The organism is Streptomyces sp. EDA2-14, from assembly GCF_054963755.1.
The window spans coordinates 275204-301176 of sequence record NZ_JBUEGE010000003.1; the positions used below are offsets into that span (position 1 = coordinate 275204).

At 70.8% G+C, this 25973-nt stretch carries 20 protein-coding genes; 10 read left to right on the forward strand and 10 right to left on the reverse strand.

What is annotated here, in order from left to right:
• Window positions 1-53: 53 nt before the first annotated feature.
• On the reverse strand, window positions 54-1841 hold the full coding sequence (gene gcl / locus ACY34M_RS11090; RefSeq protein ID WP_462719446.1) for a glyoxylate carboligase: 1788 nt from the start codon (window positions 1839-1841) through the stop codon (window positions 54-56).
• A 219-nt stretch (window positions 1842-2060) separates the two neighbouring features.
• Between gcl and ACY34M_RS11095 the strand changes: the two genes are divergently transcribed.
• Together ACY34M_RS11095 and ACY34M_RS11100 are read left to right on the forward strand one after the other, a co-directional pair.
• Complete coding sequence (locus ACY34M_RS11095) at window positions 2061-2762, forward strand: hypothetical protein (protein ID WP_462719447.1); 702 nt, start codon at window positions 2061-2063, stop codon at window positions 2760-2762.
• Between the two features lie 55 nt (window positions 2763-2817).
• Window positions 2818-3324, forward strand: a complete 507-nt coding sequence (locus tag ACY34M_RS11100) for a GNAT family N-acetyltransferase (protein WP_462719448.1) — start codon at window positions 2818-2820, stop codon at window positions 3322-3324.
• Window positions 3325-3348: 24 nt separating this feature from the next.
• Here the strand turns inward: ACY34M_RS11100 and ACY34M_RS11105 are convergent, their stop codons facing one another.
• Window positions 3349-4971, reverse strand: a complete 1623-nt coding sequence (locus ACY34M_RS11105) for an AMP-binding protein (protein ID WP_462719449.1) — start codon at window positions 4969-4971, stop codon at window positions 3349-3351.
• Window positions 4968-6653 carry an AMP-binding protein gene (locus ACY34M_RS11110; protein ID WP_462719450.1) on the reverse strand — a complete coding sequence of 562 codons (1686 nt, stop codon included), beginning with the start codon at window positions 6651-6653 and terminating at the stop codon, window positions 4968-4970. Before ACY34M_RS11110 ends, ACY34M_RS11105 begins: the two co-directional genes overlap by 4 nt.
• A gap of 173 nt (window positions 6654-6826) precedes the next feature.
• On the opposite strand from ACY34M_RS11110, the gene ACY34M_RS11115 reads away from it, so the two are divergent.
• Together ACY34M_RS11115 and ACY34M_RS11120 are read left to right on the forward strand one after the other, a co-directional pair.
• Complete coding sequence (locus ACY34M_RS11115; RefSeq protein ID WP_462719475.1) at window positions 6827-7654, forward strand: LuxR C-terminal-related transcriptional regulator; 828 nt, start codon at window positions 6827-6829, stop codon at window positions 7652-7654.
• A 103-nt stretch (window positions 7655-7757) separates the two neighbouring features.
• The gene (locus ACY34M_RS11120) at window positions 7758-8402 is read left to right on the forward strand and encodes a LysE family translocator (RefSeq protein ID WP_462719451.1); all 645 of its coding nucleotides are present in this window, start codon (window positions 7758-7760) and stop codon (window positions 8400-8402) included.
• Between the two features lie 27 nt (window positions 8403-8429).
• On the opposite strand, the gene ACY34M_RS11125 is transcribed toward ACY34M_RS11120, so the two are convergent.
• Window positions 8430-9533, reverse strand: a complete 1104-nt coding sequence (locus ACY34M_RS11125; RefSeq protein ID WP_462719452.1) for a winged helix DNA-binding domain-containing protein — start codon at window positions 9531-9533, stop codon at window positions 8430-8432.
• Window positions 9534-9651: 118 nt separating this feature from the next.
• Here ACY34M_RS11125 and ACY34M_RS11130 point away from each other — a divergent pair, with 118 nt between their 5' ends.
• On the forward strand, window positions 9652-10812 hold the full coding sequence (locus ACY34M_RS11130; protein WP_462719453.1) for a magnesium and cobalt transport protein CorA: 1161 nt from the start codon (window positions 9652-9654) through the stop codon (window positions 10810-10812).
• Window positions 10813-11187: 375 nt separating this feature from the next.
• Window positions 11188-11421, forward strand: a complete 234-nt coding sequence (locus tag ACY34M_RS11135) for a hypothetical protein (RefSeq protein WP_462719454.1) — start codon at window positions 11188-11190, stop codon at window positions 11419-11421.
• A gap of 50 nt (window positions 11422-11471) precedes the next feature.
• Here the strand turns inward: ACY34M_RS11135 and ACY34M_RS11140 are convergent, their stop codons facing one another.
• Both ACY34M_RS11140 and ACY34M_RS11145 read right to left on the reverse strand, forming a co-directional pair.
• Entirely contained in the window at window positions 11472-12086 is a 615-nt protein-coding gene (locus ACY34M_RS11140; protein ID WP_462719455.1) for a LysE family translocator, read from the reverse strand.
• 30 nt (window positions 12087-12116) lie between these two features.
• A complete protein-coding gene (locus tag ACY34M_RS11145) occupies window positions 12117-12737 on the reverse strand; it encodes a 2OG-Fe dioxygenase family protein (protein ID WP_462719456.1) in 621 nt (206 codons plus the stop codon).
• Window positions 12738-13497: 760 nt separating this feature from the next.
• Here ACY34M_RS11145 and ACY34M_RS11150 point away from each other — a divergent pair.
• Window positions 13498-13809, forward strand: coding sequence for a type II toxin -antitoxin system TacA 1-like antitoxin (locus tag ACY34M_RS11150; RefSeq protein ID WP_462719457.1), 312 nt, complete (start codon window positions 13498-13500; stop codon window positions 13807-13809).
• Entirely contained in the window at window positions 13806-14192 is a 387-nt protein-coding gene (locus ACY34M_RS11155; protein WP_462719458.1) for a fic family toxin-antitoxin system, toxin component, read from the forward strand. Before ACY34M_RS11150 ends, ACY34M_RS11155 begins: the two co-directional genes overlap by 4 nt.
• Window positions 14193-14237: 45 nt before the next feature.
• On the opposite strand, the gene ACY34M_RS11160 is transcribed toward ACY34M_RS11155, so the two are convergent.
• Entirely contained in the window at window positions 14238-14564 is a 327-nt protein-coding gene (locus ACY34M_RS11160) for a hypothetical protein (protein ID WP_462719459.1), read from the reverse strand.
• Between the two features lie 1056 nt (window positions 14565-15620).
• Here ACY34M_RS11160 and ACY34M_RS11165 point away from each other — a divergent pair.
• On the forward strand, window positions 15621-17144 hold the full coding sequence (locus ACY34M_RS11165; RefSeq protein WP_462718254.1) for a glycosyl hydrolase family 18 protein: 1524 nt from the start codon (window positions 15621-15623) through the stop codon (window positions 17142-17144).
• A 116-nt stretch (window positions 17145-17260) separates the two neighbouring features.
• On the opposite strand, the gene ACY34M_RS11170 is transcribed toward ACY34M_RS11165, so the two are convergent.
• The 3 genes from ACY34M_RS11170 to ACY34M_RS11180 all read right to left on the reverse strand — a co-directional run bounded on the left by ACY34M_RS11170 (window position 17261) and on the right by ACY34M_RS11180 (window position 22292).
• The gene (locus ACY34M_RS11170; protein WP_462718255.1) at window positions 17261-19813 is read right to left on the reverse strand and encodes an MFS transporter; all 2553 of its coding nucleotides are present in this window, start codon (window positions 19811-19813) and stop codon (window positions 17261-17263) included.
• Window positions 19810-20364, reverse strand: a complete 555-nt coding sequence (locus tag ACY34M_RS11175; protein ID WP_462718256.1) for a MarR family winged helix-turn-helix transcriptional regulator — start codon at window positions 20362-20364, stop codon at window positions 19810-19812. The genes ACY34M_RS11170 and ACY34M_RS11175 overlap by 4 nt, the downstream gene beginning before the upstream one ends.
• Before the next feature lie 140 nt (window positions 20365-20504).
• On the reverse strand, window positions 20505-22292 hold the full coding sequence (locus tag ACY34M_RS11180; RefSeq protein ID WP_462718257.1) for a hypothetical protein: 1788 nt from the start codon (window positions 22290-22292) through the stop codon (window positions 20505-20507).
• Between the two features lie 573 nt (window positions 22293-22865).
• On the opposite strand from ACY34M_RS11180, the gene ACY34M_RS11185 reads away from it, so the two are divergent.
• On the forward strand, window positions 22866-25877 hold the full coding sequence (locus tag ACY34M_RS11185; protein ID WP_462718258.1) for a glycoside hydrolase family 3 protein: 3012 nt from the start codon (window positions 22866-22868) through the stop codon (window positions 25875-25877).
• The last annotated feature ends 96 nt before the right edge of the window (window positions 25878-25973 follow it).

The window sequence follows — 25973 nt, forward strand, 5'->3', positions numbered from 1 at the left end:
CGCGAAGGGGTGGGGCCACACCGGGCCCCACCCCTTCCTACGTCGTCCGCGTATCAGACCTTCAGCGGGCGGATGGCCGTCGGCGCGTGGCCCGGCTCCGTCGCGAGTTCCTCGAACTCCTTGACCGCGCTGATGTCGGCCGTCGGGCTCATGGAGATGTTCGTGATGCGCTCCAGGATCGCCTCGACGACGACCGGCACCCGGTACTCCTGCGCGAGCTTCTTGGCCTGCTCGAAGGCGGTGCCCAGCTCGTTCGGGTCCGTCACGCGGATCGCCTTGCAGCCGAGCCCCTCGGCGACCTTGACGTGGTCCACGCCGTAGACGCCCAGCTCGGGGCTGTTCTGGTTCTCGAACTCCAGGTTGACCTGGAAGTTGATGTCGAGACCGATCTGCGCCTGCCGGATGAGGCCCAGGTAGGCGTTGTTCACCAGAACGTGGACGTAGGGGATCCGGTGCTGGGCGCCGACCGCCAGTTCCTCGATCATGAACTGGAAGTCGTAGTCGCCGGAGAGGGCGACGACCTGCGTGTCCGGGTCCGCCTTGGAGACACCGAGCGCCGCCGGGATCGTCCAGCCGAGCGGGCCCGCCTGGCCGCAGTTGATCCAGTGCCGCGGCTTGTAGACGTGCAGCATCTGGGCGCCCGCGATCTGCGACAGACCGATGGTCGTGACGTAGCGGGTGTCCTTGCCGAACGCCTTGTTCATCTCCTCGTAGACGCGCTGCGGCTTCATGGGGATGTCGTCGAAGTGCGTCCGGCGCTGGAGGGTCTCCTTGCGCTCCAGGTGCGAGGCGACCCACGCGGAGCGGTCCGGCAGCTTGCCCGCGGCCTTCAGCTCCTTGGCGACCTCGACGAAGAGCTCGAGCGCCGACTTGGCGTCGGAGGTGATCCCGTAGTCCGGCGCGAAGATCTTGCCGATCTGGGTCGGCTCGATGTCGACGTGCACGAACTTGCGCTCGCCCTGGTAGACGTCGAGCTTGTACCCGGTGTGGCGGTTGGCCCAGCGGTTGCCGATGCCGAGGACGAAGTCCGACTCCAGGAACGTGGCGTTGCCGTACCGGTGGCCGGTCTGCTGGCCCACCATGCCGGCGTTCAGGTCGTGGTCGTCGGGGATCGTGCCCCAGCCCATCAGCGTAGGAACGACCGGCGTGTTGGTGACCTCGGCGAACTCGACGAGCAGGTCGCTCGCGTCGGCGTTGATGATGCCGCCGCCCGCGATGATCAGCGGCCGCTCGGACTCGACGAGGAGCTTGATCGCCTTCTCGATCTGCGCGCGGGTCGCGGCCGGCTTGTAGACCGGCAGCGGCTCGTACGTCTCGGGGTCGAACTCGATCTCCGTCTGCTGGACGTCGATCGGCAGGTCGATGAGGACGGGTCCGGGACGGCCCGAGCGCATCAGGTGGAAGGCCTGCTGGAAGACGCCCGGGACCTGCGCGGCCTCCAGGACGGTGACGGCCATCTTCGTGACCGGCTTGGCGATCGCGGCGATCTCGACGGCCTGGAAGTCCTCCTTGTGCAGGAGGTGCGTGGGCGCCTGGCCCGTGATGCACAGGATCGGGATCGAGTCGCCGGTCGCCGAGTACAGACCGGTGATCATGTCGGTTCCGGCGGGGCCCGACGTGCCGATGCAGACACCGATGTTGCCCGGATTGGCACGGGTGTAGCCCTCGGCCATGTGCGAGGCGCCCTCGACGTGGCGGGCGAGCGTGTGGTCGATGCCACCGCTCTCCTTGAGGTCCTTGTAGAAGGGGTTGATGGCGGCACCGGGCACGCCGAACGCGTTCGTGACGCCCTCGCGCTTGAGGATCTCAACGGCCGCGCGGGCGGCGGTCATTCGAGCCATGAGTGCTCCCGACTCCTGCTGTGTCTGTGTACGGCTACGGCTGTCGGATTCGCGCTCCCGTCGCGCCCCGCGGCGAGCTCTGAATTCCGTGTACTTCCATAATGCGGAAACTAGGTTCTGCTATATGGAAGCAATGTAGAGGGGGGCTTCGGAGGCCGTCAAGGTGGATGATGAGACAGACGTCGATCCGTTCCCGGTCAGGAGCGAGGGGGAGTTGCCGTGACCGAGCCCGCCCGCCTGCGCTGCCCCACCTGCCGGCGCGAGCATCTGTACGCACCCAGGGCCCTGCCCTGCGCCTGCGGCGCACCCGTCGCGCCGCCGATGGTCCGCGGCGCGGCCCCCGTCCCCGTCTCCGAGCGCACCTGGGACGACGACTGGGTGACGCTGCGCTGCCCGATGTGCGGCCGGCACGACCGCTGGCCCCGGCCGGAGCTGGGCTGCGACTGCGGCTCCGTGCTGCGCGTCCCCGTCCACGACGACCAGGCGCCCCCGCCCGCCCACATCCCGCTGCCGCGCACGGCGGCGCCCCCGCGCCCCGCGTTCCAGCCCGTGGCCATCCGCACCGCACGCGACGCCGTGACGGCCGTGGCCCTGTATCTGCACTGGCTCGGCTACGACGACGTGCGCCGGGCCGACCAGCGCCCGCCCTCCGGCATCGGGCTCGCGGCGAGCGGCGTCGTCGCGCAGGTCGAGCCGTCGGTGCGGCCCGCGACACTGCGGGACGTGGAGTGCCTGTGGCTGAAGTCGATGGCGGAGTCCGCGGTCTGCGCCTATTTCTCGCTGGCCGGTTACGCGGACGCGGCCCGCAGCCGGGCCGACACACTCGGCGTCCCGCTGTTCGTCCTCGACCTGGCCGGGGTGCCGCAGCCGGTGAACAGCCCGGCGGACGAGCTGATCGCGGGCGGCGCACCATCCGGATGAGCGGGCGGCGCGCAATCCGGGTGAGCAGGCGCCGCCGCCCCGACATACTTTCCCGGTGATCATTCGTAGCGCCGAGCCCGCCGACCTGCCCCGCCTCCAGGCGATCGAGACGGCCGGAGGCGAGATCTTCCGTACGGTCGGCATGGCCGCCGTGGCCGACGACGCGCCGCCCACGCTCGCCGAGCTGGAGCGGTTCCGGCGGGCGGGGCACGCCTGGGTCGCCACCGAGGACGCCGGGGAGGTGGTCGCGTATCTGGTCGCCGAGGTCGTCGACGGCGCGTTCCACATCGAGCAGGTCACCGTGCACCCGGACGCCGCGCGGCGCGGCGTGGGTCAGGCCCTGCTCGCGTGCGCCGCCGACTGCGCGCGCGACCAGGGCCTGACCGGTCTCACCCTGACCACGTTCACCGACGTCCCGTGGAACGCCCCGTACTACGAGCGTCTCGGCTTCCGCCGGCTCTCCGAAGCCGAACTCACGCCGGGCCTGCGCGCGATCCGCGCGGCCGAGGCGGAGCACGGCCTGGACCGGTGGCCCAGGGTGTGCATGCGAAGGGAGCTGTGAGCCCCCCATCTGCAGTTGTACGTTCTACAACTCCCCGTACCCTTCACGAAGTTCCACCTTCCGGACCTTCCCGCTCACGGTCATCGGGAACCGTTCGAGAAGGCGCAGCCGGCTGGGAATTTTGTAGTGCGCGAGCCGGTCGTGGCAGAAGGCGCGCACCTCGTCGAGCGTGAGCGTGTCCGCGGGGTCGCGCAGGATCACACAGGCCAGGACCTCCTCGCCGTACTTCTCGTGCGGCACGCCCACGACCTGTACGTCGGCGATCTTCGGGTGGCCGTAGAGGAACTCCTCGATCTCGCGCGGGGAGATGTTCTCGCCGCCACGGATGATCATGTCCTTGATCCGCCCGACGATCTGCGCGTAGCCGTCCTCGCGGATCACCGCGAGGTCGCCCGTGTGCATCCACCGGCCGGCGTCGATGACCTCGGCGGTCTTCTCCGGTTCGTCCCAGTAGCCGAGCATCACGCTGTATCCGCGCGTGCACAGCTCGCCGGGTTCGCCGCGCGGCAGGGTGACGCCGGTGACCGGGTCGATCACCTTGACCTCGATGTGCGGCAGGACGCGGCCGACGGTGCCGGTGCGCCGCTCCAGGTCGTCGTCACGGCGGGTCTGGAGCGATACGGGCGACGTCTCGGTCATGCCGTAGCAGATGGAGACCTCGGCCATGTGCATCTCGGCGACGACCCGCTTCATCACCTCGACCGGGCACGGCGAGCCCGCCATGATCCCCGTACGCAGGGTGCTCAGGTCGTACGAGGCGAAGTCCGGCAGGTTCAGCTCGGCGATGAACATCGTCGGTACGCCGTACAGGGACGTGCAGCGCTCCTGCTGCACCGCTCGCAGGGTGGCGACCGGTTCGAAGGACGGGCCCGGAATGACCATGCAGGCGCCGTGCGAGGTGCACGCCAGGTTCCCCATCACCATGCCGAAGCAGTGGTAGAAGGGCACGGGCAGACACACCCGGTCCTGCTCGGTGTAGCCGACCGTCTCCCCCACCCAGTACCCGTTGTTGAGGATGTTGTGGTGGGAGAGCGTGGCGCCCTTCGGGAAGCCGGTGGTGCCGGAGGTGTACTGGAGGTTGACCGGGTCGTCGCAGGACAACTCGGCCGCACGGTCGGCCAGTTGCTCCTCGGTGACGGCGCTCGCGGCCGCCACCAGGGCGTGCCAACTGTCCGTACCGATGAAGACCTGTTCGCGCAGCTTCGGACATTCGGGGGCCACTTGCCGGACGAGCTCGCGGTAGTCGGTGCCCTTGTGCTCGGTCGACGAGACGAGGAGCGAGACTCCGGACTGCTTGAGCACGAACGCCAGCTCGTGCGCCCGGTAGGCCGGGTTGATGTTCACCAGGATCGCGCCGATCCGCGCGGTCGCGTACTGCACGAGCACCCACTCGGCGCAGTTGACCGCCCAGATGCCGACGCGGTCGCCCTTGGCGATCCCGCGCGCGAGGAGCCCGCGCGCCAACTCGTCTACGTCGGAGCCGAATTGGGCGTACGTCCAGCGGCGCCCGCTCGGCACGTCGACGAGCGCATCGCGCTCGGGCCAGGCGGCGACGGTCTTGCGCAGATTGCCGCCGATGGTGTCGCCGAGGAGCGGCACCTCGCTGGTTCCGTGCGTGTACGACAACTGACCGGAGAAGGGGCTCACTTGAAGTCCTCCTCGCGGTACTCGGCGGCCGAGCCCTTGGCGGTGGCCTCGCGCAGTTCGATGCGGCGGATCTTCCCTGAGACCGTCTTGGGCAGCTCGGCGAACTCGACGCGGCGCACGCGCTTGTACGGGGCGAGGACCGCGCGGGAGTGCTCGAAGAGCAGCTTGGCGGCGTCCGGACCCGGTTCGTACCCCTCCGCGAGCACGACGTACGCCTTCGGCACGGCGAGCCGCAGCTCGTCGGGGGCGGGCACGACGGCCGCCTCGGCGACCGCCTCGTGTTCGAGCAGGGCGCTCTCCAGCTCGAAGGGGCTGATCTTGTAGTCGCTGGCCTTGAAGACGTCGTCGGCGCGGCCCACGTACGTGAGGTAGCCGTCGGCGTCGCGCGAGCCGATGTCACCCGTGCGGTAGTAGCCGCCCGCCATCGCCTCGGCGGTGCGCTCCGGGTCGCCGTGGTAGCCGACCATCAGGCCGACCGGGCGGGCGGAGAGGTCGAGGCTGATCTCGCCCTCGTCGGCGCCCGGCGCACCGGTCACCGGGTCGAGCAGCTCGACCTTGAAGCCGGGGCTCGGCCGCCCCATGGAGCCGGACTTGAGGCGCTGGCCGGGGCTGTTGGAGACCTGCACGGACGTCTCGGTCTGCCCGAAGCCGTCGCGGATGGTGATGCCCCAGGCGCGCTCGACCTGCTCGATGACCTCCGGGTTGAGCGGTTCGCCCGCGGCCACGACCTCCCGGGGCGGGGTGCGGAGCTGAGTGAGGTCGGCCTGGATGAGCATGCGCCACACGGTGGGCGGCGCGCAGAAGGACGTGACGCCCGCGCGGTCCATCGTGGCCATCAGGCGCCCCGCGTCGAAGCGCGTGTAGTTGTAGAGGAAGACGGTGGCCTCGGCGTTCCACGGCGCGAAGAAGTTCGACCAGGCGTGCTTGGCCCAGCCGGGCGACGAGATGTTGAGGTGCACGTCGCCGGGGCGAAGACCGACCCAGTACATCGTCGCCAGATGCCCGACGGGGTACGAGACGTGGGTGTGCTCGACGAGCTTGGGGCGGGCCGTCGTACCGGAGGTGAAGTACAGGAGCAGCGGGTCCTCGGCGCGGGTCTCCCCGTCGGGCTCGAAGGTGTCGGCGGCGCCCGCGGCGTCCTCGTAGCGGAGCCAGCCCTCGTCGGCGCGGTCCGCGCCGACCACGATCCGGGTGTACTCCCCCGGCACCTCGGCGAACTTGGCGACGTCCTCGGGTCGCGCCACGACGTGCCGGGCCTGGCCGCGCTCGACGCGGTCGGTCAGATCGGCGGGGCCGAGCAGCGGCGTGGCGGGGATGACGACGGCCCGCAGCTTCATCGCGGCGAGCATGACCTCCCACAGCTCGACCTGGTTGCCCAGCATGAGCAGCACCCGGTCGCCCGCGCCCACGCCGTGCCCGCGCAGCCAGTTGGCGACCTGGTTGGAGCGGCGCCGCAGCGCGTCGAAGGAGAACAGCGCCTCGCTGTCGTCCTCCTCGACGATGTGCAGGGCGGTCTTGTCGTTGCCGTCGGCGACGACGTCGAACCAGTCGAGGGCCCAGTTGAACCGCTCGGGACGGGGCCAGGAGAAGCCCTCGTACGCCGACTCGTAGTCCCGCGCGTGCCGCAACAGGAAGTCACGGGCTGTGCGGAACTGTTCCGTGGGTCCGTTCGCCGTCGTCATGTGTGCTCCGTATGTCCTTGGGTGGCCCGGGATCCACCGCATGTCCCGCACCGTCGCGGGCCGTGTCTGCCATCGTGTAGGGAGTGACGCAGGTCTCACCACCCCCATACGGGGGTGAACAGTGCGCGGCGAGGTGATGGACGGTGAGCTCGGGAACCGCAGCGGCGGTCGAGATGCGCGCGGCGCTGGTGCGGCTGCGCCGGGGCACGGGGCTTCCGGTGGCGTTCGGCGGTCTTACCGCGGGCGCGGGCCGGGCGCCGGGACAGGTACGGATCGCCGAGCTCAGCGGCGCGGCGACCGGCGCGCTGCACGGCCTCGGCATCACGGCGGGCAACGGCCTGGGCGGCAAGGCCCTCACCCTCGCCCGCGCGTGCGCCGTCACCGACTACCACGGTTCGCGGCACATCAGCCACGAGTACGACGCCGCGGTCGCGGCGGAGGGCCTTCAGGCGGTCCTCGCGGTGCCCGTCGTCGTACGGCGCCGGGTGCGGGGTGTCCTCTACGGGGCGCTGCGCACGGCCCGGCCGCTCGGCGACCGGGCGCTGGACGCGGCGATGGCGGCGGCGCGGGACGTGGAGCAGGCGCTCGTGGTCCGCGACGAGGTGCAGTCCCTGCTGGCCGTGACGCGGGCCCCGGCCCCCGACGACCCGGCGGACACCGGGGCGTGGGAGGAGGTCAGGGAAGCGCACGGGGCGCTGCGGGCCCTGGCGCCGAAGCTCGTCGATCCGGTGCTGCGGGGCGAGCTGCTGGCGGTGTGCGGCAAGTTGGCGGCCGCTTCGGATCCGGTGCGGCCCGCGGAGGCGCCGGTGACGCTGGCGCCGCGCGAGGTCGACGTGCTCGCGTGCGTGGCGGCGGGCGCGACGAACGCGGCGGCGGCCGTACGCCTGGGGCTCCGCCCGGAGACCGTGAAGGGGTATCTGCGCTCGGCGATGCGGAAGTTGGGGACGCATACGCGGGGCGAGGCGGTGGTGGCGGCCCGGCGGGCCGGGATATTGCCGTAGCGGCGACCGAGCCCGGTGATTGTCGGTGGGGTGGGCTTCAATGGTCGTCGTGAGGTTCCGCGTGGGGTGAGGGACGCGACGAGGGGCGGGGAGTGTGGCGCACATGGTGTCGATGGACCGGTACATGGCCTTCGCGGTGATGTCGCTGCTGGTGATCGTGATTCCGGGGCCGAGCGTGCTGTTCGTGATCGGGCGGGCGCTCGCGCACGGGCGGCGTACGGCGGTGGCGACGGCGCTCGGCAACGTGCTCGGCTCGTACCTGCTGGTGGTGGCGGTGGCCTTGGGGATCGGCGCGCTCGTGGAGCGGTCGGCGACACTGCTCCTCGCGGTGAAGCTGGCGGGCGCCGCGTATCTCGTGTACCTGGGCGTGCAGGCGTTCCGGCACCGGGGCGACATGAAGGTTTCGGACATACGGGGCCCGGCGGGCCCCCGGCGCGGCGATCTGCGCACGGTGGCCGACGGCGCGCTCGTGGGGATCACGAACCCGAAGGGCATCGTGTTCTTCGCGGCGGTGCTCCCGCAGTTCGTGAACCACGACGCGGGCCATGCGACCGCGCAGATGCTGCTGCTGGGCCTGGTCCCGATCTCCATAGGCCTGGTCACCGACACGCTGTGGGGGCTCACGGCGTCGGCGGCGCGCTCCTGGTTCGCGCGCTCCGACCGGCGGCTCTCGATGATCGGCGGGACGGGCGGCTTCGCGCTGATAGGTCTCGGCGTGACGGTGGCGGCGACGGGCCGCGCGGACTGAGCGGACTGAGCGGCCTGAGCGGGGCCGTCAGCGGCGGACGGTCCCGAAGTCCACGGTGACCGGGCCCGGCGCCTCCAGGACGGCGGCGGTGCGCTCGGCTTCGGCGACGAGTTCGTCGCGCTGGGCGCGGGTGAGGGTCCTGAAGGGGTCGAGGGTGACGACGGTGCCCGCCTCCCCGTTCTCCTTCAAGGTCCACAGCCCGGCGAGGAACCCGTCGACGAGGAACGTCAAGTAGAAAGTGTTGACCTGCCAGTTGCTGCCGCGGTCGACCTCGTGGACGACGCGGGTGCGGTCGGCGTGCGAGAGGAGGAGGTTGTCGAACTCGGCCAGCAGGCGCGGCGGTGCGGGCGTGTCCTCGTCGGGCCGGGGCGCGTCGGGCAGGTCGAACAGCTCGACGCCGTGCTCGTCGCGGAAGGTCACCAGCTCGGGCCGCAGCCGCTCGAAGGCCTCCTTGGTGCGGGTGATACCGGCCCACTGCTGGAAGTCCTTCCCGGAGGCGGGCCCGAAGGCGCCGAGGTAGCGCCGGATCGTGTCGTCGGGGTCGGGCGCCGGCTCGGTGGGCCGGCCGAACCACTGCTCGGCGGTGGTCAGCCGCACCCCGCCGCTGCGCCGCCACAGTCCGCGCGGGGTGACCTGGACGAGCGGGAGGCAGCCGCGGGCCGCGATGGTGAGGGCCTGCGGGTCGGCGTCCGGCCACTGCTCCAGGAGCAGCTCCCGGATCTCCTTCGGGGTGCGCGGCTCCTCCTCAACGTACGCGCGCGTCAGCTCGCGCAGCCGGTCGAGATCGACGCCGACGAGCCCCTTGCGGAACATCCGCAACTCCCGGTCACGGGCGGACTGCACGAGGGGCCGAATGGTCATGCAGTCGTCGGCGATGTGCAGGTGGATGGTGGAGCGCATGGTGACGAGCCGGGCCAGGCGGCGCTGCTCCAGAGCGGCGGAGAGCGCGGCGGGCGTGAAATCGGCGAGGCGCGCGGCGAGCGCGAGATATGGCGGCCTGACCTCCTGCGCCTGCAGTCCGAGCAGCCGGTCCACGGCGTCCTCGACGCCCAGCGGGGCCCGGTCGAGCAGAAGTTGGCGCTCCAGCGTGGCGCGCCCCAGGGCGCGGGCGGTCATCGGCTTCGTCGTCATATGGGAAAGGTAGTGGCGATATAGGTCACATGCTGTCCGCGATGCGCTGCGCGGCGCCGTCATCTTCGCTGGTTACCCTTCCGGGGACCCGTCAGTACGACCTCGGAGGGAGGCGGCGATGCCACGACGGCAGGGACGAGCCGGCAGGAACGAGAACGGTGGCCCGCGCCGCTACTCCTGGCGCCGGTCGACCGCCTCGACTCCCCCGCCCTCGACACCGTCCGCCACGCCCGCCGACGAGCCGGCGCCGCAGGAGCAGGGCAGCGTGGTGCACACGGCGCTGTACCGGGACGGGGTGCGGGTCGCGACCCCGGAAACCCTCACGGACACCTACCGGCAGCTGCGCGAGAAGCCGGACACGATGGCGTGGATCGGCCTCGCCCGCCCCTCCGACGCCGAACTCAAGTCGCTGGCGGCCGAGTTCGACCTGCACGGCCTCGCGGTGGAGGACGCGCTGGAGGCGCATCAGCGCCCGAAGCTGGAGCGCTACGGCGAGACCCTCTTCGTCGTCCTGCGCGCGGCCCGTTACCTGGACGCGCCGGAGGAGGTCGACTTCGGCGAGCTGCACGTGTTCGTGGGCGCCGACTTCGTCATCACCGTCCGCCACGGCGCGGCCCCCGACCTGTCGGCGGTCCGCCGCCGCATGGAGTCGGCCCCGGACCTGCTGCGCCTCGGCCCGGAGGCGGTCCTGTACGCGATCCTGGACGCGGTGGTCGACGGCTACGCGCCGGTGGTGGAGGGCGTCCAGAACGATGTCGACGAGATCGAGACGGAGGTCTTCTCCGGCGCCCCCGAGGTCTCCCGCCGCATCTACGAACTCTCCCGCGAAATGGTCGAGTTCCAGCGCGCGACCCGCCCCCTCGTCGGCATGCTGCACGGCCTGATGGCGGGCTTCGCCAAGTACGGCACGGACGAGGAACTCCAGCGCTACCTCCGCGACGTGGCCGACCACGTCACGCACACCAGCGAGCGGGTCGACTCCTTCCGCCAGGCCCTCACCGACATCCTCACGGTGAACGCGACGCTGGTGACGCAGCAGCAGAACGCGGAGATGCGGGCGCTGGCGGAGGCCGGCTTCGAACAGAACGAGGAAATCAAGAAGATCTCCTCATGGGCGGCGATCCTCTTCGCGCCGACCCTGGTCGGCACGATCTACGGCATGAACTTCGACCACATGCCGGAGTTGCACTGGGTGTTCGGATACCCCTTCGCCATGCTCCTGATGGCGGGCGTATGCACCAGTTTGTACCTCATCTTCAAGCGGCGGGACTGGCTCTGAGTAATCGAGTTCCAGACGCAAGCGCAGCGACCCTGACCGGTCCGGCCGGGCCCCGAGACGCGCGGAACTCTGACCGACCGCCCCCCAGCGCGAGCCCTCCATCCGGATCACTTCTTCCTCGCCGTAGCCCGCTGGAGACACTGGCCAACACGGACAGTGAACAACGCATCGCTGCACCCCTCTCGCCTTCCTCAGCCCTTCCTCAGCATGGGTGCCAGTTCCTCTTCCTGCCCGGCGGCCGACGCGAGGCCGGTGAGAGTGCAGCCGCCTGCTACGCCGACATCTCCTGGCGCCTCCGGCCCAGAGCGGGCCTCCGCGCGTTCCCGGATGCCGGGGAGTTGGACCCCCACTCGCGCGAATGATGCGCTGCAACTGGTGAGGAAGCCGTTGGGAGACGGACACCGCACCACCTTCGACAAGCCGCTGCCCGACAGCGAACCCTCGCTGCGCGACCTGTTCGCCCACCTTCAGCGCAAAGGAACGGTCCTGGTTGTGATCGACCGACCGGCCTCCATCGGCACCCTGACGGTCATCGTTGCCCGCGCGAGCTGCCGCGAAGTGGCCTGTCTGCCGGACCGGTCGGCACGCGCACGTGTGCCGACCGCATGATCACAGGCTCCACGCCGGTGGACGTCACCCCGCGCCGGCTCCTCGCACTGTCAGGCCGAGGCGAAGACAAGGGAGACGCCGAGAGCGACAAGCACGGTCCCGATGCCGCGGTTCAGGGCGACCTGGCGGCGGAGCATCCTGGTGCGCAGGGCGGCGGAGGAGAAGAGGGCGGCGGCGAGGCTGAACCAGACGAGGTGGGCCAAGGCCATAAAGAGGCCGTAGCCGGTCTGTTGGAGCAGCGGGGTGTCGTGGTGGACGACCTGGGTGTAGGTGCTGACGACGAACAGCATCGTCTTCGGGTTGAGCGCGTTGGTGAGGAAGCCGGTGCGCAGCGCCTGCACGGACGTGAGGGCGGGCGCGTCGGGGCTCGCCGAGGTCTCGATCTCGGCTCGGGCGGAGAAGGTCTTGTAGCCGATCCAGACCAGATAGCAGGCGCCCACGATCTTGACGACGGTGAACAGCGCGGGCGTGCGGGACAGCAGGAGCCCGATCCCGAGCATGGTGTACGCGACGTGGACCAGGACGCCGAGGCTGATGCCCGCCGCGGACAGCAGCCCGGCGGTGCGGCCGTGGAGGTAGCTGTTGCGGACGATCATGGCGAAGTCGGCGCCGGGGCTGATGACCGCGAGGACGGTGATGACGGCGACGGCGATGACTTCGGCCATGACAAGGTCCTTCTGCCGGGATGGATGTGGTCAGTTGGCGTGGCGGTAGGTGATGACGAGTACGTCGCGGTGGCCGGGGCGGGATGTGTCGGCCGGCGCGACGGGGCTCACCCCGTGGAAGACCCGCTCGTCGTTGACGAGGAGCAGCTCGCCCGGCTCGCCGAGGGTGAACGAGGTGAGGGGCTGCTTCTCCAGGTTGTACACGGTGCTGGCGCCGCCGGTGACATTGTCCCGGTCGACGAGGGTAATGAGCACGAAGGTGACCCCGTCACGATGGATGCCCTCCGGAGTGGGCAGGCCGCTCTCGGCGGCGTGGGCGGTGATCCGGAACTGGTGGGCCTCGATGTGCCACTTCGACAGCGGAGCCAGGGCCCCGGCGGTCTCCGCGCCGAGCCGGAGGAGGCTCTGGAATGTGCTGCCCTGACGGATGCGGTCCTCGATCGGTTCGTAGTGGCGGGCGACGCCACCGTTGAGCTCGTTGTAGTCGAGGGTCTGGTAGTGCGGCTGATGCGGCATGACGACCACGTCTTCGCCGCCCTCGCTGGCGGCGAAGGTGGCGTGGCGGCGGGTGCGGTAGCGGCCCTGGTCGGCCATGTACGTGTCGCGCGGCATCTCCGCCCAACTGGCCCGGAACTTCTCCCAGTCGTCCAAGGCGGAGTGCGGACGGTCAACGGAATCTTCCCCCTGAAAGACACGAAGTCGTGCGCTGTGATCGCACAGAAGCTCTCCCGGCTTTGTAATCAATTCAAGGAGAAGTTGTGAACGTGTCCTGAACACGGCTGTCGCATGGCGCGATCGGGACGCCTGGTGTCCGCGGGGCGAGACTGGGTGGATGAGGCGCCCCTCGCTGGTCCCGTACCTCGGAGCCCCGCTCGAGATGCGCGAACACACCGCGTTGGGACGTGATTTGGCGGGCGAGTTTGGAGGTGCGTCTGGAGTCGGGACCGTGGCGGGCCACTGCCTCTTCATCGGCGGCGCCGGACGACGAGCGGTGCATACGCTCCGGCCCCGCCCCAGCCACGGACACCGAACGCGAACGACTTCCTCAACTCGCACGGAGCGTGGGAGAAATGGCGGACCCGGGGCACTGCAGGCGCACGAGGTCGAGCAGGCGCAGTGGCACCGCACGGGAACAGGAACGCAGTCTGCCGCCCTTCGGCGCGTGGCGTGCGGTTGCAGAGAAAGTGCCCGGTAGCGCCGGAACGCGACCGCGGCAGTGCGCAGACTGAACGGACCTCGCCGCGTCATGCAGCACGAGCGACGCCCATGCCGCTACAGGAAGGACGATGACGATCTCCGACGGTGCCGGCGACAATTGCGGGACAAGCCTGTAGATGCTGGTCAGCGTGCCACTGCGCTGCACGTACGCGGCCACTGGATCCGCCGTGGGGCCAGTAGTACCATCGGTACCATGACGAATGGCGGAAGCTCCCCGAAGGCCCTGAACCTGCGATTCCCCGACCCGGCGCAGCGCGAGGCCATCGAGACCGCGGCGCGGCAGCAGAACATGTCGCTGCAGGAGTACATCCTGTCGGCCGCCTACGACAGGGCGACCGCGGTCGAGCGGTCCTTCCTGAGCAACTTCCGGGCGTCCATGGCGCACAGCGGAGCCGCGTTCAGCGACGCCGACGACCTGGATCCGAGCCCCGAGCAGCGCGCCGCCGAGCAGCGCGCGCGCCGCGAACTCGAGGCGCAGCGGCCGGGGCAGGGGCACGCCGCGTGACCCAGCCCGGCCCCCGGCACCCGCTCGACGTCCAGTTCCTCCTCCACGCCGCCGAGCTCCTCGACGGCGATCCGCAGGCCGACGACTACGGGCCGCTGTACGCGGCGGTGGCGCGCGTGAACGCGCGCGCCCTGGAGCACGACATCTACGGGTCACTGCACCTGAAAGCTGCGGCGCTCCTGCAGACACTGACGAAGCTGCCCTGCCTGGAACACTCCAACGCCGCGTTCGCCTGGCACTCCACCGAGGCCTACCTGCTGCTCCACGGCCAGCACCTCGACTACCCGCCCAAGGCCGCGGTCGAGCTCGTGCGCGACGCCGCCTCGGACCGCCTCGGCGTCGCCGGAACCGCGCGTCAGCTCCGCGACTGGACCGTCACCTGATCCTCGGCAAGCGCCGTTCGACGCCGCCCGTCAGCCAATTGATCGTCACTGATCACCATTCCGAGGGTGGGCATCCCGCTGGTGCAGGGCGTAGGCCAGGCCTTCGTCGAGGCTGTCCGCCAGCCCCTTGCGGAAGGCCGTCTCGTACACGGGGTCCCCGGCAATCTCTCGGGCCTGGCGTTCGCAGGCTCGGCGGGCGGCGAGGAGGCCGGGCAGGCCGATCTGGGCCCGGCCGATGGTGTCCCAGGTCTGCTGGCCGATGCCCTTGCCCACCCCGCCGACCCCCGTAAGGGTCACCAGCCGCGCCGGCCCGGCGAACGGCCGCAGGACCTCCACGATCTCGGTACGGCGGCGCACCGTCCTCGACTTCACTGTCGGCAGGTTGCCTCGTCCCGGCTCATCGCTCACGCTCGCCCTTCGTCCGCATCCCTGCACACCGCCGCTCGGGGATGGGCGCAGTCTGCCGCCCCCTTGGCCCGCGGCGTGCCGCCGGAGAGAAAGTGCCGCGCAGCGCCGGAATCGGACTGTTGCAGTGCGCGGAATGAACGGATCCAGCTGGGTCGTGCGACTCGATCGACCGGGCCCGAGCGCGTCCGCCGCGACACATTCCGCGGCCCCGCGAGCACGGTGCCTGCCGTGCGGGAATGCCCGGTCGGAATGCCCCGTCGGAACGCCCCTGACCTGCCGTCCTCGGGCGGTCGGAGCCGCGCGTCGCCGCGTGCGCGACGGCCGCCACCGGCGAGAGCGGAGCGGCAGCGGCCGTCGCGTGCGCGGGACGGGCACTCCCCAGTCCCGGGTCCCGCGCGGATGTCTGCCCACGGCCCGGTGACTCCCCGGACGGCAGCAGACGGGAGCCGGAGCCACATCTGTCGGCGATCAGCGGCCCCAGCAGGCATGCGAACCACACGCGATCAGACGCCTCGTGGACTGGGAGGCACGGCAGGGCGCGGACAGCAGCCGGTCTTGACGCGGCGCTTGGTCCCAACGCCTCCACCAAGAGGCTAGAGCGCCAAGTCCTCAGGTCTCAAGGGACACTTGACAAACTGAGCTGCATGCATCGCCTCTGTCACTTGCCACAGGCCGACAAACGGAACACGGCGGGCGCACGGCCATCGACCCCGCACGCCGACACCGACACGGGCTGGAATCCGGGTGGATCACTGCGCGGACATCATCTTCAAGCGCCGGGACTGGCTCTGAGGTCGCGAGGGCCTCACGGAACGGCCCGGCGTGCGAGCGCGGGCTTCTGACCAGCGGACGTGAGGCGCGCCGCGCATCTTCAGGCGTCGTGGAGTGCCGCACACCCGCCACATTGGTCTAGTCCTCATTTGGTCCGGACCATTGACCGGTGCATGATCACAGGACTATCCGTAGGGCAACTCGAGTGCGTCACACCCCAGTTGGCGCAACCTCACCTCTTGGATGGTCATGAGACGTATCCGCTCTCTCAGAGCCGCTCTCACCGCCGCCGTCACCACGGTGGCCGCGCTGGGCCTGACCGCGGTCGCGGGTGCCCCCGCGCAGGCCGCGACGCCGCTGCCCGCCCATGTCTTCGCCCCGTACTTCGAGTCGTGGACGGGCGAGAGTCCGGCCGCCCTCAGCGCCCAGTCCGGTGCCAAGCACCTGACGATGGCGTTCCTCCAGACCGCGACGAAGGGCTCCTGCACCGCGTACTGGAACGGCGACACCTCGCTGCCGATCGCCGCGTCGTCCTTCGGCGCCGACATCAAGACGATGCAGGGCCGCGGCGGCGACGTCATCCCGTCCTTCGGCGGCTACACCGCCGACACCACGGGGACCGAGATCGCCGACAGTTGTACGGATGTCGACCAGATCGCGGCCGTGTACCAGAAGGTCGTCACGACGTACGACATCCCCCGGCTCGACATGGACATCGAGGTCGACTCGCTGGACAACAGCGCGGGCATCGACCGGCGGAACAAGGCGATCAAGAAGGTCCAGGACTGGGCCGCCGCCAACGGCCGCAAGCTGGAGATCTCGTACACCCTGCCGACGACCACCCACGGCCTCGCCGCCAGTGGTCTCGCCGTGCTGAAGAACGCGGTGACCAACGGCGCCCGGGTCGACGTCGCGAACATCATGACGTTCGACTACTACGACAACGCGTCCCACGACATGGCGAAGGACACCCAGACCGCCGCGCAGGGCCTGTACGACCAGCTCGCCACGCTGTACCCGAGCAAGACCCCGGCCCAGCTGTGGGGCATGATCGGCATCACCGAGATGCCCGGCGTCGACGACTTCGGCCCCGCCGAGACCTTCACGCTCGCCAACGCCAGGACGGTGTACGACTGGGCGGTCGCCAAGGGGATCAACATGATCTCCTTCTGGGCGCTCCAGCGCGACAACGGCAGTTGCCCCGGCGGCGCCGCCGCCGACGGCTGCTCCGGCATCGAGCAGAACACCTGGGACTTCTCGCGCATCTTCGCGCCCTTCACCAGCGGCAGCACCGCGCCCAGCAACGACTTCTCGCTGAGCGCGAGCCCGGCCTCCGGGACGGTCACGGCGGGCGGCTCCACCGAGGCCACCGTGAAGACCGCGGTCACCGCCGGTTCGGCCCAGAGCGTGAACCTCACGGTCAGCGGGGCGCCCGCCGGGGTCACCGCCACGCTCAGCCCCAGCTCCGTGACGGCGGGCGGCAGTTCGACGCTGAAGATCACCACGACCTCGGCGGCGGTCAATGGCACGTACAACCTGGTCGTCAGCGGCGCGAGCCCCTCGGCCGCGCACACGGCGACGTACTCCCTGACCGTCACCGGTGGCAGCGGCAACCAGTGCACGGCGGCGGCCTGGTCCAAGAGCGCGGTCTACACCGGCGGACAGCAGGTGTCGCACAAGGGCCACACCTGGAAGGCCAAGTGGTGGACGACGGGCGAGGAGCCCGGCACCACCGGTGAGTGGGGCGTGTGGCAGGACTTCGGCGCCTGCTGAGGCCCCTCCCCCCCCCTGCCGACACAACCTGCCGACACAACGCCGAAAGGCCGTGGCCCGGCGCCCGGTTTCCCGGGTGCCGGGCCACGGCCCTCGTTACCTGCCGGCTCCGCGACTCAGTGGCTCAGCTCCACGTCCGCGTCGTTCCTGCCGTTGCCGTTGAGGCTCAGCGGGAGGGCCTGCGGGGCGTAGCCGCTGGCGACGACGGTGTACTGGCCGGCGTCCAGGTCGTCGAAGGCGTAGACGCCGTCGATGCCCGTGACCGCCGTGCCGACCGTGTTGCCCGCGGCGTCGAGCAGCGTGACGCGGGCGTCGTTCAGCGGGTCGCCGCTCGCGCCGCGGACCACGCCGTGGACGCGGGCGCCGGGGACGAGCCGGACCTCGCAGCGGTTCGGAGCGCCGTTCGCGACCTCGACCGGGAGGGCCGTGGGCCGGTGGCCCTCCGCGCTGACCGCGAGGGTGTAGCTGCCGGGCGCCAGGTCACCGAAGGCGAAGTTGCCCTCCGCGTCGGCGGCGCCGGACGCGATCACCTCGCCGCGCACGTCGGTGGCGATCACCAGCGCGCCGGGCACCGGGAGTTCGCCCGCCGCCGCGACGACGGTGCCGGTCAGTCCTGCGGCCCCGGCCAGCATCAGGTCGAAGTCGAGGAAGCCCTCGCCGACCGTCAGGGTCGTGGCCTGCGGCTGCCGGGAGCCACCGGAACCGATCAGGACGTACGTCCCGCCGGCCGGCGCCCCGAGCGCGTACGCGCCGTCGGGACCCGTCGTCGTACGGCCCAGTTGACCGCCGCGGAGGTCGATCAGCGTGACCACCGCGCCCACGAGCGGCGAGCCGTCGCGTTCGCGGACGTAGCCCCTGATGCCCGAGCTCGCGTCGAGCGGCGTGGCCACGGCGGGTACGGGCGCCGCCGGCGCGGCGTCCGCGGCCGGGTCGTCGGCGGGGGCCGGGCCCTCGGCGGGCGGCGCCTCGCCGTTCTCCGCCGCCTCGCGCGCCTGGAGCCCCGACATCTTGCGCAGCGGGACCTCCTTGGTCCACAGGACCATCAGGAACGCGAGGACGATGACGCCCGCCGCGATCAGGAACACCACGTGCATGGCGTCGGCGAAGCCCTGCTTGAACGGCTCGGCGAGGCGCGGGTCCAGGTGCTGGATGAACGAGGAGTCGGACAGCACGTCGCCGCCCCCGCCGGAGCCCTTGAGCATGTCGAGGACCGGCTTGTTGGCGGGGTCGGAGACGACCGACGGGTCGTGCAGCGCGGCCTGGAAGTCCGCGGTCTTCGCGGCCGACCTGAAGGCCTCGGAGATCTTGTCGCCGACGTTCGAGAAGAGGACGGAGAGGAAGATCGCCGTACCGGCGGTGGCGCCCATCTGCCGGAAGAACGTGGACGAGGCGGTCGCCACACCCATGTCCTGCGGCGGCACCGCGTTCTGCACCGCGAGCACCAGCGTCTGCATGCAGCAGCCCAGGCCGAGCCCGAACAGGCCCATGTAGAGCATGGTCTCCCACAGCGGGGTGTCCCACTCGACCTTGAAGTGGAAGAGCAGCAGCGCCGCCACCATGAAGAGGGTGCCGATGGTCGGGAAGATCTTGTAGCGGCCGGTCTTCCCGGTGATCTGGCCGGAGACGATGGACGCGATCATCATGCCGGCCATCAGCGGCAGCATCTCGAGACCGGACTTGGTGGGGCTCGCGCCCTTCACGATCTGGAGGTACTGCGGGATCATCAGCATGCCGCCGAACATGCCCGCGCCGATCAGCACGGACAGGAAGCTGGTCTTGCTGAAGATGGCGTTGCGGAACAGCCGCATGGGGATCAGCGCGTCGTCGCCGACCCGGCGCTCCACGAGGATCCACGAGACGATGCCGACGCCGCCGAGGACGTAGCAGACGATCGAGCCCGTGGAGCCCCAGCCCCACTCGCGGCCCTGTTCGGCGACGAGCAGCAGCGGTACGACGCCGAGCGCGATGGTGAAGGCGCCCCACCAGTCGATCCGCCGGTCGCGGCGGACGTGCGGGATGTTGAGCACCTTGGCGACGACGAACAGCGCGATGATCGCGATCGGCACGTTGACCAGGAACACCCAGCGCCAGCCGGTGACGCCGAGGATGCTGTCCTGACCGGCGAGGGCGCCGCCGATGAGCGGCCCCGCGACACTGGACGTGGCGAAGGTGGCGAGCATGTAGCCCTGGTACCGGGCCCGCTCGCGCGGCGGCACGATGTCGCCGATGATCGCGAGCGCCAGCGACATCAGACCACCGGCACCGATGCCCTGCACCGCGCGGAACGCGGCGAGTTCGGGCATCGACGTCGAGAAGGTGCACAGCGCCGAGCCCACGATGAAGATCGTGATCGCCGCGAGGAAGTACGGCTTGCGGCCGTGCAGGTCGGACAGCTTGCCGTAGAGCGGCGTGGCGATCGTCGACGTGATCAGGTACGCCGTCGTCGCCCAGGCCTGCTGGCTGAGGCCGTCGAGGTCGTCCGCGATGGTGCGGATCGAGGTGGAGACGATGGTCTGGTCGAGAGCGGCCAGGAACATCCCCAGCATCAGGCCGCTGAGGATGGTGAGGATCTGCCGGTGGCTCAGAGCACCGGACATGGGGGTCTTCGGAGGGGTGGATATTGCTTGGGCAGCGGTGTCTCCGCGGGACGCGGACACGGCCTCAGTCATTCTTGCGTTGCTCCCTGCTCGCCACCGGGACCGGGTACGTGCCCGGGCTCGTGACGCGCGTATTCAAACTCTTCCAGATCGTCATTGAGGCGGGAGAGCAGCCGGATCAGCTGGTACCGGTCCTCGGGCGACCAGGGCTCCAGCAGCTTCGCGAATCCCGCGTCGCGCTGGCGCCGGTACTCCTCGAACGCGACCTCCCCGGCGGCGGTGGCGCGCAGCAGCGCACCCCGTCCGTCCTCCGGGTCGGGACGCCGTTCGACGAGTCCCCTGTCGACCATGGCCCGAACCTGCCGACTGACCGTCGACAGGTCGAGGAAGGTCGCGGCGGCCAGGTCGGTGGCGCGGCGTTCGCCGTCGCGCACCAGCTTGGCCAGCAGGACCCGCTCGCCGGACCGGCTCTCCAGCCTGGCCTTCTGCCGGTAGGCAGTCAGCAGTCTCGAGAACCGGACCAATTGGCTGCCGAGTCCTTCCGCGGCCTCCTCGGTACCCACGCTTCCCGTCTCCGGGATGTCATCCGATGCCGCACGGTCATGGACCGTCCCCTTGCCCATGTCCCGCCTCTCCGCTCACATGCAATGGCTTCACATGCAGTTGCTTGTATCGAGCAAGTGAGTGTAACCACCTTTTATAAGCGCTTCACCAGGGGGTCGCACGAGCATCGTTTACGCAGGTCAGAGCAGGTAACCCGGCGTTAGAGCGGCGTACCGGACTCGTCCGTGACGACGAAGCTGCACTGCGTGTACGTGTAGCCGGGCTGGATGCTGCCGCCCGCGGCCCGGCCGCGCGCGGTACCGCTCGCGCCGCCCGGTTTGTGCAGGAAGTGGTACGTGCCCGCGGGCAGCCGCAGCGTCTTCTTCGGGTAGCCCTTGCCGCTTGCCTTGCACGCCTTGGCGCGGCCCGCGGCCTCGCTCGGGTACGTCTTGCAGGACCCGCAGGCGGCGATGGTGATCCGGCCCGTGACCGGTCCGGTGTACAGGACCTCGACCGGGTCGGGGCCGTCGTTGCTGATCACCATCTCCATGCGGGAGCCGCCCGGCGCGGCCTTCGGCGGCAGCCGGTCCCCCGCAGCCGGGCGCAGCTGTGCGATCTCGGCGGCGATGGCGACCTGCTGGGCGCGGGCCCGCCGCTCGTCGCTGCGGTACGTGCTCGCGAAGTCCGTCAGCGAGGTGCGCGCGGCGCCGAACTTCTTGTCCTCGAACTGGTCGATGCCGCAGGCGTACGTGCCGTCCTCCACCGCCGTCGCGACCCTGCCGCGCACCTGCGCGGGCACGGGGGCGGGCAGTTGCTCCGCGGTGTCGCCGATACGGCGCAGCGCCCGGGTGGCGGGGCAGGGCTCCGCTCCCTTCAGCTCGCCCGCGCGCCGGTCGACGGCCGCGCGCACGGCGGGCCCCACCTGGCCGGCCTGCGCCGACTTCGGGAACGCGCGCAGGAGTTGGCCGAGTTCGCCGCCCCTGCCGTCGGACTCGGCGGTGCCGAGCTTTTCCGTGCCGCACTTCAGGAGCGACGCGGCGAGCGGTTTGTCGGGCCAGGCCGCGAGGGAGCCGAGGACGCCGCGGTCGATCGTCTGCGGCACCTCCCGGAGATGTTCGAGGGGTGCGACGGCGGCGCAGGAGTCGCCGTCGGCGTACGGCGCGGACACCGCCTTGTAGTAGGTGTCGAGGCTGCCGTGCACCCGGTGCGCCGCCTTGGAGTCCGGGTGGTCCTCGGTGAGGGCGCGGTACCGGTCGAGCGCGGTGCGGTAGTCGCCGCGCGCGTCCGCGAAGTCGCGGTCCGAGGCGTTCTTGACGAGGGTGTCGGCGCGGTGGAGCCGGTCGAGCAGCATGTTCTCGACGGCGTTGTCGCGCAGCCCGTCGTACGCGACGGCGCCCCCGACGGGCACGGCGAGCAGCACGACACCGAGCGCGACGGCCACAACGGGCTTGATCTGTACGGCGGTCGTGGGTGCCCGCAGTCCGCGCCGCGCGCCGTCCGCGACGGCGGCGAGCAGCAGCACCGCGTAGCCGATCAGCGCCCATTCGGGTACGCCGTCCGGGTCGGCGGGCAGCGCGAGGGTGAGGAGTGCGGCCGTCCCGGCGACGCAGAGCAGGGCGAGCAGGCGGCGGCGCACGAGGACGTACCCGAGGCCGAGCCCGCTGAGGTTGAGCAGCCCCGCCGCGACGGCGCGCGCCGGATCGGCGGGCCCGGCGGGCGGCCGGGCAGGCCGCTCGGGCGGCCCGAAGGCGACTTCCTGAACCGGCCCGAAGGATCCCGGCTCGACGGGGGCCGGTCCGAAGGATCCCGGCTCGACGGGGGCCGACTCGACGGAACCCGGCCCGGCAGAACCCGGCCCAGCGGGGCCCGGCTCGGCGGAGCCCGGCTCGGCGGAGCCCGACTCGGCAGGGCCCGGCTCGGCAGGGCCCGGCCCAGCGGAGGCTGGCCTAGCGGAGGCCGGCCCGCCGGAACCCGGCCCGGCAGAGCCCGGCTCGGCAGAGCCCGGCACGGCGGAACCCGACTCGGCAGAGCCCGACTCGGCGGAACCCGACTCGGCAGAACCCGGCCCGGCGGAACCCGGCCCAGCGGAACCCGACTCGGCAGAACCCGGCCCGGCGGAACCCGGCCCGGCAGAACCCGACCCAGCGGAACCCGGACCGGCAGCACCCGGCCCGGCGGAGGGCGGATCCACGGAGGGCGGGTCCACGGCGGGCGGGTCCGGGGGCATCGGTGGCGCAGGCGGCATTGGCGGCGTCCGCGGTACCGGTGGCATTGCCGGAGGCGGGCCGAACCCGCCGCTCCCCTGCCGCTCCGCGTCGTCGGACGACGCGCCCCCCTGCCACCTCATCGCGGTCCCCCAACCGTCCGGTGCCACACCCCGAAGCAAACGATCGGGGGCGACGCCCCGCCTGTCAATCGGTCACAAGCAGCCGACCCGGCCTCAACTCCCTTTACTTTCCGAACCCTTGACGCCCCCACCCCTCCCCCTTTAACTCAAGCCTTGAATTTAGCAACGCCAGGACACACCAGGCACGACACGACGCACCACCAGCACCCGCAACGGGACCACCGGGAGGGAACCTTGCGTCACACCGACTCCACCACCGGATCGGGCCGCAGAAGCCGCAGGAGACGGGCGGCCTTACTCGCCGTGTCGGCGCTCGCGGCAGGTCTGCTGCCGCTGACCGGCACCACGGCGGCCTCCGCCGCGGCCGACGACCCCGCCCCCACCCCCGTCGACCGCTTCGAGGGCGAGGTGCCCTTCGCCTCGCAGCCCGCCGAGGGCATCTTCACCTGGGGCGGCGACACGGACGACCACCCGAAGCTCGAACTCAAGGAGCGCGTGGACGCCCCCGAGGGCGCCAAGGTCCTCGAAGGCGCGTACGACATCAGCGGCTACGGCGGCTTCAGCCACGACTACGCCGCCGACAAGCCGGCCCACGACTGGTCGGCGCACAAGGGCGTCCGCTTCTGGTGGTACGGCGACGACTCGGGCCGCACCATGAACTTCGAGATCAAGGACGGCGGCGCGCACGGCGAGGCGTCCGAGCTGTGGACGACGTCGTTCACGGACGACTTCACCGGCTGGAAGCAGGTCGAGATCCCGTTCACACAGTTCGAGTACCGCACGGACTACCAGCCCGTCGGCGGTATCGACCACATCCTCGGGCTCGACAGGATGTGGGGTTACGCGGTCACCCTGCCGACCGGCAAGAAGAGCCAATTCGCCATGGACCACGTGGAGTTGTACGGCAAGGCGGACCAGTCGCTGCGGGCGCAGGTGTCGACGGACGCGGCCGTGTACCCGGTGAAGGAGGGCGGCTCGGCGGCGGTGAAGCTGTCGGTCACGACCACCGGGAACGTCCCGATCGAGGACGAGGTCACCGTCGAGTACAGGACGGAGGGCGGCACCGCCGACGCGGGCAAGGACTACACCCCGGCCACCGGCAAGGTCACGTTCCCCGCGGGCACGGCCTCCGGCGCCGCCAAGACCGTCAAGGTCGCCACGACCAAGGATTCCGCCAGGGCGGAGACCGCGGAGACGATCCCGCTGAAGCTGACCGTGAGCGGCGCCAAGGCGCCCGCCGAGTCGCCGCAGGTCGTCATCGACGCGCACGGGCTGCCGTACCTCGACACGAAGGCCCCGATCAAGAAGCGGGTCGCCGACCTCGTCTCGCGCATGTCGCTGGAGGAGAAGGTCGGCCAGATGACGCAGGCCGAGCGCGCCGCGCTCAAGTCGCCCGGTGACATCGCGAGCCACAACCTGGGCTCGCTGCTCTCCGGCGGCGGCTCCGTACCGACACCGAACACGCCCGACGCCTGGGCCAAGATGATCGACGGCTATCAACTGCGGGCACAGGCCACGCGATTCCAGATTCCGCTGATCTACGGCGTGGACGCGGTGCACGGCCACAACAACGTCGTCGGCGCCACGATCATGCCGCACAACATCGGCATCGGCGCGGCCCGCGACCCCGAGCTGGCCGAGCGGACCGGGGCGGTCACCGCCTCCGAGGTGCGCGCGACGGGCGTCCCGTGGGACTTCGCACCCTGCCTGTGCGTGAGCCGCGACGAACGCTGGGGCCGCTCCTACGAGTCGTTCGGCGAGGACCCGGCCCTCGTCGAGTCCATGGAGACGATGATCAAGGGCTTCCAGGGCCGCGCGAACGGCAGCGACCTGGACCGGGGCGACAAGGTGCTCGCCACGGCCAAGCACTTCGTCGGCGACGGCGGCACCGAGTACGGCTCCTCGACCACCGGCTCGTACACCATCGACCAGGGCATCACGAAGGTGACGCGGCAGGAGCTGGAGGCCGTGCACCTGGCGCCCTTCGGCGACGCCGTGAAGCGCGGGGTGGGCACGGTCATGCCCTCGTACTCCTCGCTCGACATCATCGGCGACGACCAGGGCCCGGTGAAGATGCACGCCGACGCGGCGATGATCAACGGCGAGCTGAAGAAGAAGCTCGGCTTCGAGGGCTTCGTGATCAGCGACTACGCGGGTATCGACCAGATCCCCGGCGACTACGCCTCCGACGTCCGTACGTCGATCAACGCGGGCCTCGACATGATCATGGTGCCGAACGCGTACGCGGACTTCGAGAAGACCCTGCTCGCCGAGACGACCGCGGGCCGGGTGAGCGAGGCGCGCGTGGACGACGCGGTCTCCCGCATCCTCACGCAGAAGTTCAGGCTGGGCCTCTTCGAGAAGCCGTACGCCGACACCGGCAACAAGGACAGGATCGGCGGCGCCGCGCACCGCGCCGTGGCACGGGAGGCGGCGGCCAAGTCGCAGGTCCTCCTGAAGAACGACGGGAACGTGCTGCCGCTCAAGCAGTCCCAGAAGGTGTACGTCGCCGGGTCCAACGCCGACGACATCGGCAACCAGACCGGCGGCTGGACCGTCTCCTGGCAGGGCTCGTCCGGGAACATCACGGACGGCACGACGATCCTCCAGGCGATGAAGAAGGCCGCGCCCGGCGCGAAGGTCGACTACTCGAAGGACGCCTCGGCGCCCACCTCCGGGTACGACGTCGGCGTGGTCGTCGTCGGCGAGACCCCGTACGCGGAGGGCGTCGGCGACGTCGGCAACGGCCACGACCTGAAGCTGTCCGACGCCGACAGGGCGGCCGTCGACAAGGTCTGCGACGCCATGAAGTGTGCCGTGCTGGTGGTCTCGGGACGGCCGCAGCTGATCGGCGACCAGCTCGGCGACATCGACGCGCTCGTCGCGTCCTGGCTGCCGGGCTCGGAGGGCGACGGCGTCGCCGACGTCCTCTACGGCAAGCGGGGATTCACCGGCCAACTCCCCGTCACCTGGCCGAAGTCCGAGGCCCAGCTGCCCATCAACGTCGGCGACGCCTCGTACGATCCGCAGTTCCCGTACGGCTATGGGCTCACGACCAGGGCGACCGGCAACGGGAAGGGTGAGCGGGACCTGGTGGCCGCGGCGCGGGTCGAGGTCCAGCGGAAGGCGGGCGGCAAGGTGACCGAGGCGTGGGCCAAGCCCTTCGCCGAGGCCGAGCACCTCGCCCTCACCGGCGACCGCAAGGGGGCGCTGAAGAAGCTGGCCGTCGCGTACAAGGCGGCGTGATGCCTGCCTGACGGTGCGGGCTCGTGGCAACTCGTCGCGCGGGAGACCGATTTACGGGCTCCCGCGCGACACGCCGCCCCGGCCCCGGGCGCGGTG